The sequence below is a fragment of the Flagellimonas aurea genome (assembly GCF_017313785.1).
Lineage (GTDB): Bacteria > Bacteroidota > Bacteroidia > Flavobacteriales > Flavobacteriaceae > Flagellimonas > Flagellimonas aurea.
On sequence record NZ_JAFLNL010000007.1, the window covers coordinates 125,685 to 138,172 of the forward strand.

At 42.3% G+C, this 12,488-nt stretch carries 11 protein-coding genes; 6 read left to right on the forward strand and 5 right to left on the reverse strand.

Annotated features, from left to right (window positions below):
- Positions 1-8: 8 nt before the first annotated feature.
- The 3 genes from J0656_RS13075 to J0656_RS13085 form a co-directional block, all read right to left on the reverse strand.
- The gene (locus J0656_RS13075) at positions 9-737 is read right to left on the reverse strand and encodes an energy transducer TonB (protein ID WP_207034625.1); all 729 of its coding nucleotides are present in this window, start codon (positions 735-737) and stop codon (positions 9-11) included.
- 109 nt (positions 738-846) lie between these two features.
- On the reverse strand, positions 847-1,563 hold the full coding sequence (locus J0656_RS13080) for a DUF2490 domain-containing protein (RefSeq protein ID WP_207034627.1): 717 nt from the start codon (positions 1,561-1,563) through the stop codon (positions 847-849).
- A 102-nt stretch (positions 1,564-1,665) separates the two neighbouring features.
- Complete coding sequence (locus J0656_RS13085) at positions 1,666-2,634, reverse strand: ROK family protein (protein WP_207034629.1); 969 nt, start codon at positions 2,632-2,634, stop codon at positions 1,666-1,668.
- 196 nt (positions 2,635-2,830) lie between these two features.
- Between J0656_RS13085 and J0656_RS13090 the strand changes: the two genes are divergently transcribed.
- The 6 genes from J0656_RS13090 to J0656_RS13115 all read left to right on the forward strand — a co-directional run bounded on the left by J0656_RS13090 (position 2,831) and on the right by J0656_RS13115 (position 9,496).
- A complete protein-coding gene (locus tag J0656_RS13090) occupies positions 2,831-3,622 on the forward strand; it encodes a universal stress protein (protein ID WP_207034631.1) in 792 nt (263 codons plus the stop codon).
- A gap of 18 nt (positions 3,623-3,640) precedes the next feature.
- On the forward strand, positions 3,641-5,476 hold the full coding sequence (locus J0656_RS13095; protein WP_207034634.1) for an SLC13 family permease: 1,836 nt from the start codon (positions 3,641-3,643) through the stop codon (positions 5,474-5,476).
- A gap of 19 nt (positions 5,477-5,495) precedes the next feature.
- Positions 5,496-7,112 carry a phosphoenolpyruvate carboxykinase (ATP) gene (gene pckA / locus J0656_RS13100; RefSeq protein ID WP_207034636.1) on the forward strand — a complete coding sequence of 539 codons (1,617 nt, stop codon included), beginning with the start codon at positions 5,496-5,498 and terminating at the stop codon, positions 7,110-7,112.
- A gap of 11 nt (positions 7,113-7,123) precedes the next feature.
- Positions 7,124-8,443 (forward strand): ATP-dependent 6-phosphofructokinase, encoded by a 1,320-nt coding sequence (locus J0656_RS13105; RefSeq protein WP_207034638.1) that lies wholly within the window; start codon positions 7,124-7,126, stop codon positions 8,441-8,443.
- A gap of 79 nt (positions 8,444-8,522) precedes the next feature.
- A complete protein-coding gene (locus J0656_RS13110; RefSeq protein WP_207034640.1) occupies positions 8,523-8,822 on the forward strand; it encodes an HPF/RaiA family ribosome-associated protein in 300 nt (99 codons plus the stop codon).
- A gap of 44 nt (positions 8,823-8,866) precedes the next feature.
- Positions 8,867-9,496: a hypothetical protein gene (locus J0656_RS13115; protein WP_207034642.1), complete on the forward strand. Its 630-nt coding sequence runs from the start codon at positions 8,867-8,869 to the stop codon at positions 9,494-9,496.
- A 247-nt stretch (positions 9,497-9,743) separates the two neighbouring features.
- On the opposite strand, the gene J0656_RS13120 is transcribed toward J0656_RS13115, so the two are convergent.
- Both J0656_RS13120 and J0656_RS13125 read right to left on the reverse strand, forming a co-directional pair.
- Positions 9,744-11,135 carry a sugar porter family MFS transporter gene (locus tag J0656_RS13120; RefSeq protein ID WP_207034644.1) on the reverse strand — a complete coding sequence of 464 codons (1,392 nt, stop codon included), beginning with the start codon at positions 11,133-11,135 and terminating at the stop codon, positions 9,744-9,746.
- Between the two features lie 32 nt (positions 11,136-11,167).
- Positions 11,168-12,409, reverse strand: coding sequence for a 3-deoxy-D-manno-octulosonic acid transferase (locus tag J0656_RS13125; RefSeq protein WP_207034839.1), 1,242 nt, complete (start codon positions 12,407-12,409; stop codon positions 11,168-11,170).
- Positions 12,410-12,488: the final 79 nt, after the last annotated feature.

A 12,488-nucleotide genomic window follows, 5' to 3' on the forward strand; every position in this document is an offset into this window, starting at 1 on the left:
TCGGTGATTTAATTTTGCATGATAAAGTTTATTGGTATACTGTATTTAACGCTTACGGGCTTACCTCTTTGTTCACCGGGTTTTACCTTGGGCAGTGCAGCGATGATTCTCGCGGCCTCTTGTTCCAATAGTTTGTCCGGTCCTCTTTTTTCTATGCCTACGACCCGTCCGTTGGTATCAATTACAAATTGTACGTAAACCCTACCTGTAATCCCCATTTCTAGAGCGGATTTCGGATAGCTGAAATTTGCCTTGATGTGCTCCTGAACCTTTTCATTAAAACAGGCTTTGCGTTCCGCTTGGGTCTGTAGGCCCTCACATCCAGGAAAAACAGGTACGTGTTCAATAACAGCGAAAGGCACTATGATATCTTCTTCGACTTCTTCCACATCAACATCCTCAATTCGAACTACGGCATCCTCAATATAAGTTTCTTGGCTACTCTCGGTACTTTCTATTATGGTCTCTTTTACATCTTCCACATCATCCACTATCTCAATAACATTGGGAGCAGAAGGTGGGGGCGGAGGTGGAGCGGTACGTATCATTTCGGTAATAGGTACATCTTCCTTAAGTTCGTCGGTTAGCTGTACAACTTCAGAAACTTTGGATTCCTCTTCATAGAACTTTACTTCAAAGGATTGCCATGTCATGAACAATACCGAAGTAAGTCCTATCATAAAATATAGACTGCTGTTGCGTCCAATTTCTGCGTTTGGGTTCTTTTTTGGTTTCATGACTTCTACGATTTAACTATGTTAAAGGTAGATTTATCCCAAATCAGAAAATATGATAATAATCAGGTTTCAAAATGGAGAGGAAACGATTGTTTTTTAGTGTGTTAGGTTATTTGTTTGGTTGTAGTGCCCAGTCATCTTTGGTAAGGTCAATATTGAAGTTCAGACTCAGCCTTACCATATCCTCACGGTAATTTTTAAACCTCCTGTTACAGTATCCGATATCCGCTTTTAGATTTGGGGCAAGTTGTTTCCCGACCCCAATGAAAACTCTATTTTCACCGTATGCATTTCCCTTCAGATTAAGAAATAGCTCATCAAAAGCCTTAAAATAGATATCCTTATAAATAGGTAGAACATATTGAAGACGGTACCTGATTCTATTGTTCGCCTTGGGCGCTTCTGTATTGATAAGCCTTCGGTTTTCCAAACGGATACGATGATCCAAGGAATTATCGTTGAACTCTGTCTGTAAGTTATACTCCCCATACAACCAAAACTGGTTTGTGTTCACTACATCATTGGGTTCCAAATAGGAATTGGAATTGAGTAATGCAACCCCTCCGGTAAAAGTAGAGGCCTTACTTATTTTGTAGGATGCCCCTGTTCTAAAAAAGAAAAAGCCATATTTGTCAAGCATTTGATGATGGCGGATAATCCCAACCGCCGGTATGCTCCAATCTTCGTGAACTTTGGCGGTTCCACAAAGAACCAACCAAGACCCATATTCATTTTCCTCAGAATTTTGAGTATAACCAAACTGTATTGAAAAACAAGCGAAAACTATGGAACAAAGCCAATATGAAAGAAACTTTGAGAGCTCCATAATCAGCGGTTTTTGATTGTTGGAGTACAAAGTTTTCCATTAAATTAAATGACAAGTTATGATACTTGTCATAGATTGATTTTCTATATACCTAGGATATTTTTAAAGTTGTTTTTTCTTTTCGTTTTCCCAAATAAGGGCAGCTGCACCGCAAATGGCTGCCGTTTTCCCCTCCATTGAGGAATGCAGGAGCTTTACTTTTCCCTTGTAGACATCCAACAAGAAACCATTAAAGTATTTTTCCAAAGGTGTCATGATCCATTTTCCGCTATTGGTAAGCCCGCCCATTAAAATAAATGCTTCGGGTTGGGTAAAGGCCGTAAAATTTGCCAAGGCCTGTGCCATAATTCGGGCCGTATAGTCAAATGCCTTCAGTGCAATCTCATCGCCCTCTTCAGCGGCTTGGGTAATATCCTCTCCGTGAAGGTCGTTATAGGCAATATCCCTGAACCTGCTATCCACCAGATATTTGCTCTGCATGTACATTACGGTACGTTTTAGGCCTGTGGCGGAGACATAAGCTTCCAATCCTCCTTTTACACCGAGTCCGGTAAGCCTTCCATCGCCAATGGTCATATCCACATGGCCCAACTCGCCGGCAAAGCCGTCAAAACCGTCAATAAGTTGACCGTTGGCAACAATTCCGGCTCCAAAACCGGTGCCCAAGGTAATCACAATAAAATCAGTCATATTCTTGGCACCTCCGAACAGCATTTCCCCCAAAGCAGCGGCACTTGCATCGTTCATGATTCGGATGGGCATATCCAATCGCTGTTTGAGCAGTTTTACCAAGGGAACACTTCCTTTCCAAGCCAGATTACTGGCACTCTCAATGGTGCCGTTTTTACTGGATGCATTTGGTGCCCCGATACCACAGCCGATAATGTTGGCATCTTTCCCGAAATTTTCTAAAAGTTCATCAACGGTAGATTTTATTTTATCCAGGTAATTATCAAGGTTGGGATATTCTTTGGTCCTAAAAAATGTTTTTTCGTAGCATTCGCCATGTTTGTCCACCAAACCTATCTTGGTTTTGGTTCCACCTATATCAATTCCTATTACTAAATCCATTTTAATATTACGTTGTTGTTCGGTCCCTAAATATAACCAATATGGCAGCAATAAAATAACCCGTTGGATTTTTATAGTAACTCGTTTTTTGGAAAAATCGGGGATAAAAATCGAAGTTACTGATATCTGTCATGTTTTAGGTCACAGGTCGATTCTACTTTTGAATCGAGAATAGAAATCAATAAATATATTAGGTATGAGCAGTTTAAATAAAATATTAATTCCTTTTGATTTTTCCGAAGCATCAGTCAATGCTTTGGAATATGTGGTCAATTTTGTGGGCACGGAGAAATTCATTGGCATTGTTGGTCTGTATGTTGGTGCCATGCCCATAAGCGCATCTGACAATGAAAAACTGGGAAAAGATTTCTTCAAAGTTTTGGAGTCTTTCGAAGTGCGATTAAAAGTTGCTCCTGAATTTATTACAGATACGGGAGAAGTAATCAATACTATCCTGTCCGTACAAGAAAAGAGTGATGCCGATCTAATCATGATGGGCACCATGGGAGATAAGATTACGGATGAGGCCATAACAAATACCTCAAAATTGGTGCTGGAAGCCAATTGTCCTGTAATCTCCATTCCCTATGGAACCGAAATCAAGGATCCCAAAAACATTGCTTTGGTAATGGGCGGGGAACGAATTGATGATAAAGAGGTTTTGGGCACCCTTTTGGATGTGGCCCGAACTTTTGATGCCAGGGTTCATGTGCTCACCATTTACAAAGATTCGATATATGATGAAGAGGCGGTAATAGAATCCAATGAAAATTTATTGGAATACTACTTGGAGCATTTTTATGCTGATCATACATTCACTAAAAATGAGGACATAGAGCAAGGTATCCTTGACTATATCAAAGAAAAAAACATAGACCTGTTAACCATTTTGCCACGAAACCATACCGAAAAAAGTACCCCTTCGGAGGGTAGGTTGACCAAACTGTTGACCCTCCACTCCGAGATACCTGTTTTGGCCTTGGACTAACCTTTTTACCTTTTTAGCATGCTGCCACTGCTGATTATTTTAGGTATCACCATTGTTTTGTTCGTTTGGGGAAAGTTCCCTCCCGATGTGGTCGCCCTCATGGCGATGTTGTCGCTCTTTCTTACGGGTATTTTAGATTTGGGAGAGACTTTGGCCGGGTTCAGTAATCCGACCGTGATCATGATCGCGGCCCTGTTTATAATAGGGGAAGGGCTTTCCCGAACGGGATGGACCGCAATGGCGGGGCAATTTTTTGTGAAATGGGCAAGAAAGAATGTATCGCGACTATTGGTCATCGTTACTTTGGGCTCCAGCTTGTTGTCGGGTTTTGTGAGCAACACGGGAACGGTCGCAGCATTGCTTCCCGTAACTGTGACCGCAGCTTGGAACGCTGGCACACTTCCATCAAAATTATTGATTCCCGTAGCCTTTGGCTCCAATACCGGGGGATTGCTGACATTAACGGGTACACCTCCAAACATTATAGTGAGCAATGCATTGGCACAGAATGGGTTTACGGGTTTTTCGTTCTTTGAATTTGGATTGATAGGGGTGCCGCTCCTGATTATTTCCGTGCTCTATTTTAGGTATGTGGGCCATAAATTGCTTCCAGACCATAGAACCAATAACAAGCCCATGGCCATAGATCAGGAAATGCACAAATGGATAGAGAACTATAGTATCGGAGATAACCTGTACAGATTGCGCATACGTTCCATGTCGCAATTGATCAATACCAAGATCAAGGATTGGAATTTTGAGAGTGAGCACAAGGTATCTGTAATGCGCCTTAAGCGAAGGCATCCGAACAAACTGCACAGAATTCCACAATTTGTGGAAATGCCAGGGCTGGATACAGAAATGCGATATCACGATATCATAACCGTAAAAGGTGAACCAGAGGATGTAGATAAGTTGGTGATTAAGTTCCATTTAGGGGTAATCCCCCTTAAACCTGAATCCGATATGCTTAAAAAAGAGTTGATCAATCAGGAGGTGGGCATGGCGGAAATGATTATAACGCCAAAATCAGTTTTTGTAGGAAAGACCATTAATTTGGGACATTATCTTCGTCAAGCAGGAGTGCAACTTCTGGCGGTTTCTAGGGATAATGCACCTTTGACAGGAAAAATTGAGATCAAGGCAGGTGATGCGTTTGTGATTCGTGGTCAGTGGGAAAATATCATCGCACTCAAATCCATGTATGAAAACCTGGTGATATCCGGCAGTCCAGAAGCCTTGTCCAAAAATGTGGATCAACTCACCACTAGGAGCTATATTGCTCTTGGTACTTTGGTACTGATGATTCTACTTTTGGTATTTAATATATTGCCGGGAGCTATTGCCGCATTGGTTTGCGCAGGAATAATGATGTTGACCGGCTGTGTGCCCATAAGTAAAGCTTACAATGGGATCAGTTGGACCAGCGTGGTAATGATAGCGGCCATGATCCCCATGGGCTTGGCTTTGCAAAAAACAGGAGTCGCACAATTGGCCGCCAATAGCTTGGTGGATACCTTGGGAAACATACACCCCGTGGCTCTTTTGGCAGGTATTTTCCTGTTGACAGCGGCTTTTAGTCAAACAATCAATAACTCGGCTACAGCAGTATTGATGGCACCCATAGCGATTATGGCCTCAATGACCTTGGGAGTTTCCCCAAAACCTTTTATGATTGCCGTTGCCATAAGCGCATCCACTGCATTCTTGACACCAGTAGGAACGACCACAAACGCAATGGTCATGGCAGCGGGAGGATATAAGTTTATAGATTATATGAAAGTAGGCGGACCACTACTGCTACTTTTCTTTATAGCAACATTAGTACTAGTTCCATGGATTTGGAGCTTCTAACCATTAAAAAACATCAGAAATGAGCACAACCAAAGACCTAAGCAAGTATGGATTGAAAAATGTCCGCGCACAATGGAATCTTGATGCCGAGACACTACAAAAATTGACCGTCGAAAATAACATGGGGGTGGAAACGGATAACGGCACCCTGTGTGTAAATACAGGAAAGTTTACCGGTAGATCTCCAAAAGACCGTTTTTTGGTGAAGGACGAATACACCAAGGACAAAGTTTGGTGGGGCAGAATAAACAAACCAGTATCTCCCGAAAATTTTGATAAGTTATATGATGAGGTCACCAGCTACCTCGATGGCAAGGAAGTTTTTGTAAGGGATGCCTATGTATGTGCAGACCCAAAATATAGAATGAATGTTAGGACCATAACCGAATATCCATGGTCCAATTACTTCATCAAAAATATGTTCTTGCGTTTGGATGAGACCGAACTCGAAAACTTTGAAGAAGAATGGTTGGTGCTTTGTGCTCCCGGGTATGAAGCTCAGAACCCATCTGAATATGGAATATTGAGTGGCAACTTCTCAATACTCAACTTTACCAAGAAAATTGCCTTGGTAGCTGGCTCTGCCTATACGGGTGAGATGAAAAAAGGAATTTTCTCTGCATTGAACCTGATATTGCCGACAGAGAAAGAGGTATTGCCCATGCACTGCTCCGCCAATGTTGGCGAAGCAGGGGATACCGCAATTTTCTTTGGATTGTCAGGTACGGGTAAAACTACCTTGTCCGCCGATCCCGATCGTAAACTTATCGGGGACGATGAGCACGGCTGGACCAAGGAGGATACCATCTTCAATTTTGAAGGAGGGTGTTACGCCAAGGTGATCGACCTTACAGAAGAAAAGGAGCCGGATATCTTCAGGGCGATTAGACCAGGAGCCTTATTGGAAAACGTAGTATTTAAGGAAGGAACCAAAGAAGTGGATTATTCTGATAGTTCCATTACCCAGAACACAAGGGTAAGCTATCCGATTTTCCATATCGATAACATTCAGGAACCTTCTTACGCATCCAACCCCAAGAATATCTTTTTCTTAACTTGTGATGCCTTTGGGGTGTTGCCACCGGTATCCAAACTGACCCCTGGTCAAGCGGCGTATCATTTTATTTCTGGTTATACGGCCAAAGTGGCTGGGACAGAAGCTGGTATTACGGAGCCCGTTCCATCGTTCTCCGCATGTTTTGGGGAACCTTTTATGCCATTGCACCCAGCGGTGTACGCGGAAATGTTGAGCGAAAAAATGAAAGCCTCCGGGGTAAACGTCTGGTTGGTAAATACCGGATGGAGTGGAGGACCTTACGGAGTGGGGTCAAGAATCAAGCTTAAATACACTAGGGCAATGATTTCTGCTGTTCTTGAAGGTAAATTGGATGATGTGGACTTTGATACCCATCCGATTTTTGGTTTATACATGCCAAAATATTGTCCAGGAGTACCAACAGAAATTTTGGACCCAATGAACACGTGGTTGCAAAAAGGAGCGTATGTGAGCAAGGCCATTCAATTGGCGCACTCGTTCCACATTAACTTTGATAAATTTGCAAGTCAAGCATCGGATGAGATCATGAACGGAGGACCGCTCATTGATTCGCACCACAGCTTGACAGAACATTTTTAAGAATCAGTACAGTGAGTGATAAGAACATTTTTAATATTGAAAACTTAGGGGCGCCTACATATAGGTCGCCCCTTCAACTTAGTACCGTAGAGGGAGACCATATTTTTAATTTTGTGAGCGAGTCCGATAGACTGGTGTTCGACCTTTCCATGGACTATTATAATCACTGTTTGAACGATGGAGAGTCTCCTATCTGCATGGAGCAAGCGGGGCCAAGGCAGGATATATTTTTTGATGCCAAGAATGCCACTGCGGCCATAGTTACTTGCGGTGGACTGTGCCCCGGAATAAACAATGTGATCAGGGGCTTGGTGATGGCTCTTCATTATTTCTACGGGGTTAAAAAAATTGTTGGTATTCCCTACGGATATGAAGGTCTAAATCCTGAAAAGGGCCATGAGCTGGTGGAATTGACCCCGGATAAGGTCAAGGATATTCATCAATTTGGAGGTACTTTTTTGGGTTCTTCAAGAGGTGGACAGGATGTCTCGGTAATGGTGGATACCCTTGAAAGCAATAAGATTGACATGCTTTTTGCCATCGGAGGGGACGGAACCTTAAAAGGTGTGAATGCCATTGGTGAGGAAATTTCCAAAAGAGATGCCAAAATCAGCGTTGTAGGGATTCCAAAGACCATCGACAACGATATTGACCTGATCGATGAATCCTTTGGATTTCAGACAGCTTTTGATGTGGCCAGTCCCATTTTAAGGGATGCCCACAACGAAGCTACAGGGGCTTACAATGGTATTTCCATTATCAAATTAATGGGGAGGGACAGCGGTTTTATCGCAGCATCGGCCGCTTTGGCCATGCCAGTGGTCAATTTTGTGTTGGTCCCGGAGATGAATTTTTCATTAGAGGGGGAAAATGGGTTTTTTGCTGCTCTGGAACAAAGGTTGCTTCAGAAAAAACATGCGGTTATTGTAGTGGCCGAGGGTGCTGGCCAACAATTGTTCAAGGAAAGGCAAATAGTTACCGATGCATCGGGAAATGTTCAGCACGAGGATATTGGTGTCTTCCTAAAGGAAAAAATATCGGAATACTTCAAAGGAAAGAGTCCTGTGACCATTAAATATATCGACCCAAGCTACATTGTTCGTTGCGCACCTGCCAATTCCAGCGATAGTGTATATTGTAGCCGATTGGCATACCATGCGGTGCACGGGGCCATGGCCGGAAAGACCAAATTTGTCGCCAGCAGGGTCAACAATAGGTACGTGTACATTCCCATCTCGGAAGTAACCAAAAAACGCAAGAAAATTGATTTGGAGGGCGAATTTTGGTTCTCCGTATTACAGAGTACAGGGCAGCCTTTTTTCTTGGGATAGAAATTGAACTTGAACTGACAATTGTCATTAAATAGTATCTTTACTAGGCTTAGATTTGAATATAATCAAAACAATAATCATGGAAGTACATGTTCAATATCAAAAGATGATGACCAGCGAATCATTAACCCAATTATTAATGAAAAAACTGGAAGGGTTGGAAACAAAATATAACTGGTTGATCAAGGCCAATGTGTTATTTAAAACAGAGAACGATAAAACGGGAGAAGGCAAGATTTGTGAAATAGAACTGAGTGCCCCCGGACCAAGAATCTTTGCAAAGTCCGATACCGATGATTTTGAAAAATCCATGTCCCAAACTGTTGAGGATTTAAGAAGACAACTTGAAAAGAGACAGGCAACTTTTGCCTCGCATTGATAAATTAGGCATTTGCTGCGCATGAATTTTTTAAAACAATCGTGATGAAACTCAAATTAATAGGCATAATTCTATTGCTACTTACCAGCTGTTCGTCTACCAAGTTGGTGAGTACTTGGAAGAACCCGGACAATGTGGTTTTTGATGCCTATCAAGTACTGGTCGTGGGTATGGTAAAAGATGATGCGGCCAGAATGGAGTTTGAGGATAGATTTGTCCATGCTTTGAAAGAGCAAGGGGTAGATGCCATGCGCAGCATTGACCTGTTCGATGTGGAATTTACTTCAGCTGAAAGGTCGGAGCAAGAATTAAAAGAGGTAGAGGAACAACTATTGGACAAGGGCTTTGATGCCATTCTGTTTACCAAGGTGGTGGGTGCGGAAAATAGGAGGACATTTCGGGAACGCATCAACAATATTGATAAAATGATGCTCAGGTTCAGCAGTGATTATTTAGAGCATCAGGATATCTACTACAATTCTGAGTATTACGACAGTTTTAATATTTACCACGCTGAAACATCTCTCTACTGTATTTGCGTAGGAAAGGAGATAGAGCTCATCTGGAGGGGCGATGTGGATGTTACCGAGCCCGAAAACGTGAACAAGACCATTGACTCCTACATCAAATTGATCACAAAATCAATGGGCGAGCAGGATGTTATCTTCAATTAGAAAGACCCATAGCCTCTAAAACTCCTAGAAAGTCAAGTGCAATCAACACAGGGATTGCTATCAAGATTACGATCAATATAAAAACCATGATTCGTAAAAACCCGACCATGAGTTTGTTGCCTATGCTAATTTCATCTTCCATAATAGTGTAGTTTCTAACAATTTAAGAAAATATTTGGTTATTTCCTTATATGGGCCGACCACTATTCGATTAACGGATGTTTTTAGGCTACGTAATGTGAATGGGTCAATCGTTGTCATCTTTCTTTTTGCTCAGCAGTTTTGCAAGTTCTTCCAAAGTAATGCCTTTGGTTTCCGGCATCATAAAAATCACCCATAACAATTGAAGTACCATCATGACAGCAAAAAAGATAAAAATAGGCCATGGATTCTCCTTGAAGATGCCTATCTCCGCATCCAAAAAGGTAGGGGTCAGCAAGGTGATCAGAGCGGCAAAGACCCAATGTGTCCCTGTTCCCCAGGATTGTCCGTAGGAGCGAACCTTGTTAGGGAATATTTCAGAAATAAACACCCAAATAACCGCGCCCTGCCCTACTGCATGTGAAGCAATAAAAATCAAGATGAAAGTCAGCAATAATATCGAGTTGGCCCCTGAATAGAAGCACCATCCCACCATGGCCAAACTCACAATGTATCCGATGGAGCCAATGTACATGAGTTGTTTTCTGCCAAGTTTATCGATAAGGGATATGCCTACAAAGGTGAAAATCAAATTAATGACACCGATGGATATGGAACTAAAAAGCGATTCACCTGAAGCGAGACCTGCCCGTTCCAAAATTTCAGGTGCGTAGTAGAGGACAAAATTGATCCCAGATAGTTGATTGAAGAAGGCGATTAAAAAAGCCAATACCAAAGGTTTATTGTACTTTCCAGAAAACAAGCCTTCACTTGTCTTTTCTTTGGTCTCCACTATCGCAATTTTGATTTGTTCCAGATGAAGTGATGCCTTGTCCTTCGCAATTCCCAAAAGCGTTATGGACTCGATGACCAGGGCATCTGCCTTATCCTTCATTAAAAGCCATCTTGGGCTGTTGGGGATTTTGAACACCATGATGGTATAGATCAGAGCGGGGAGGCCCTCAATGCCCAACATCCAACGCCAAGCTATGCTTTCCTCAAAAATTATCCCGATAAGATAGTTGGAGATAAAAGCCAATAGAATCCCAAAAACAATATTGAACTGGTACATGGCCGTGAGCCTTCCTCGGGTCTGGGCCGTGGAAATCTCGGAAATGTAAACAGGAGCAGCTACAGATGAGGCTCCTACGCCCACGCCGCCGATAAACCTAAAAAACGAAAAACTATAAGCTTCCGGAGCAAAGGCCGAGCCTAGAGCCGATGCGAAATACAGAATGCCTATCCAGAACAAGGTTTTCTTTCTTCCCAAACGGTCTGTGGGAATTCCCCCGAAAAGCGAACCTAAAACGGTTCCCCACAATGCCATGGACATGATAAAGATACCGTGGAAGGTAAAAATGGAATCGCCCAAAAACCAGTTGGTGTCCCATATCTCTTTTATGGGTTGGTTGGCCCCGGAGATTACTACGGTGTCGAACCCAAACAAAAAGCCCGCTAGGGCCGCCGTCAATGAAATTCTGAAAATACGTTTGTCCATGGAGGATGAATTTTGCTAAAGCTAACCAAAATTTATAAAATCTTGGAAATGTATTTCATGATCAATTCCGAAGCACCTTTATTGACGTTGATGTAATTGGCGTTGATAGCTCCAATATTTTTGATGGAAATAGGTTTGTTCAATAGGTCATTCATCAAATTGTCAAAACTATCCTGACTGGAAATCGGAATAATTCCTCCTTCGTTGACCAAGTCCTCCGCTTCCTTGAAACCTCCAAATTGTGGTCCGATGATAATTGGGATGCCAAAAACCGCAGGCTCCATGGTATTGTGCAATCCTGTGGCAAAGCCACCGCCCACGTAGGCAACGTTGGCATAGCTGTAAATTTTGGTCAGCAAACCAATGGTGTCCACAATAAGGACATCGATTTCCATAAGGTTTTGGTTGCCCAATTCGGAGTAGCGTACCGCGGGTTTTTCGAGTGCAGAAGCAATTTTATCGATATGTGCCGACTTGATTTCGTGCGGTGCGATGACAAACTTTACTTTTTCGGTGGCTGTGTTGATGTAATTGATTAGGATTTTTTCATCTTCCGGCCATGTGCTTCCGGCCACCAAGCAAAGTTGATTGTTCTTGAAGCGATCCATAAAGTCCAATTGGTTGTTTCGTTTCAGGATTTCAGAAACTCGGTCCAATCGAGTATCGCCACCAATACTGGAATTTTTTATTCCGATGGATTCCAAAAGTTTTTTTGATTTATCATCCTGAACAAAATAATGGTCAAACTTCCTTAGGCTCTTTCGCATAAACCCTCCAAAGGATTTAAAATAAATCTGTCTTTCTGAGAAAATGGCGGAGACCAAAATGGTTGGGATATTTCTTTTTTTGAGATGATATAGGTAATTGGGCCAGACCTCATATTTTACAAAAATGGCCAATTTCGGATTTATAAGATCTAAAAAGCGTTTGACCTTGGCATTGCTGTCCATAGGTAGGTACACCACCACATCGGCTGCGGATGTGTCCTTTTTGACCTCATAGCCGGAAGGCGAAAAGAAGCTGAGAACCAATTTATGTTCGGGATATTTGGAGCGTAATCGTTCCAAAATAGGGAGGCCTTGCTCAAACTCGCCAAGGGAAGCCACGTGCATCCAAATGGTTTTGTCTCCCTTGTTCAATTTTTCTTCCAACAAAGGAAAAGTTCTCTTCCTGCCTTGAACGAATAATTTGATCTTAGCATTGAAAAGGGCAATCACTTTAAGGCCAAACCAAGCAACGTTGATGAGAATGTTGTAAAGAAAGCGCAAGGACATCATTTTTCGCTAAAATACATTCTTTCCGCCAGAGACCATTATGGCATCTTAATTTCTTAATTTTGACGTATTAATTTAT

Excerpts from the sequence above, each read along its gene's own strand:
- J0656_RS13110 (WP_207034640.1), top strand. The coding sequence starts at position 8,523 with ATGGAAGTACATGTTCAATATCAAAAGATGATGACCAGCGAATCATTA.
- J0656_RS13075 (WP_207034625.1), bottom strand. The coding sequence starts at position 737 with ATGAAACCAAAAAAGAACCCAAACGCAGAAATTGGACGCAACAGCAGT.
- J0656_RS13090 (WP_207034631.1), top strand. The coding sequence starts at position 2,831 with ATGAGCAGTTTAAATAAAATATTAATTCCTTTTGATTTTTCCGAAGCA.
- J0656_RS13080 (WP_207034627.1), bottom strand. The coding sequence starts at position 1,563 with ATGGAGCTCTCAAAGTTTCTTTCATATTGGCTTTGTTCCATAGTTTTC.
- J0656_RS13095 (WP_207034634.1), top strand. The coding sequence starts at position 3,641 with ATGCTGCCACTGCTGATTATTTTAGGTATCACCATTGTTTTGTTCGTT.
- J0656_RS13085 (WP_207034629.1), bottom strand. The coding sequence starts at position 2,634 with ATGGATTTAGTAATAGGAATTGATATAGGTGGAACCAAAACCAAGATA.
- J0656_RS13115 (WP_207034642.1), top strand. The coding sequence starts at position 8,867 with ATGAAACTCAAATTAATAGGCATAATTCTATTGCTACTTACCAGCTGT.
- J0656_RS13125 (WP_207034839.1), bottom strand. The coding sequence starts at position 12,409 with ATGTCCTTGCGCTTTCTTTACAACATTCTCATCAACGTTGCTTGGTTT.
- J0656_RS13120 (WP_207034644.1), bottom strand. The coding sequence starts at position 11,135 with ATGGACAAACGTATTTTCAGAATTTCATTGACGGCGGCCCTAGCGGGC.
- pckA (WP_207034636.1), top strand. The coding sequence starts at position 5,496 with ATGAGCACAACCAAAGACCTAAGCAAGTATGGATTGAAAAATGTCCGC.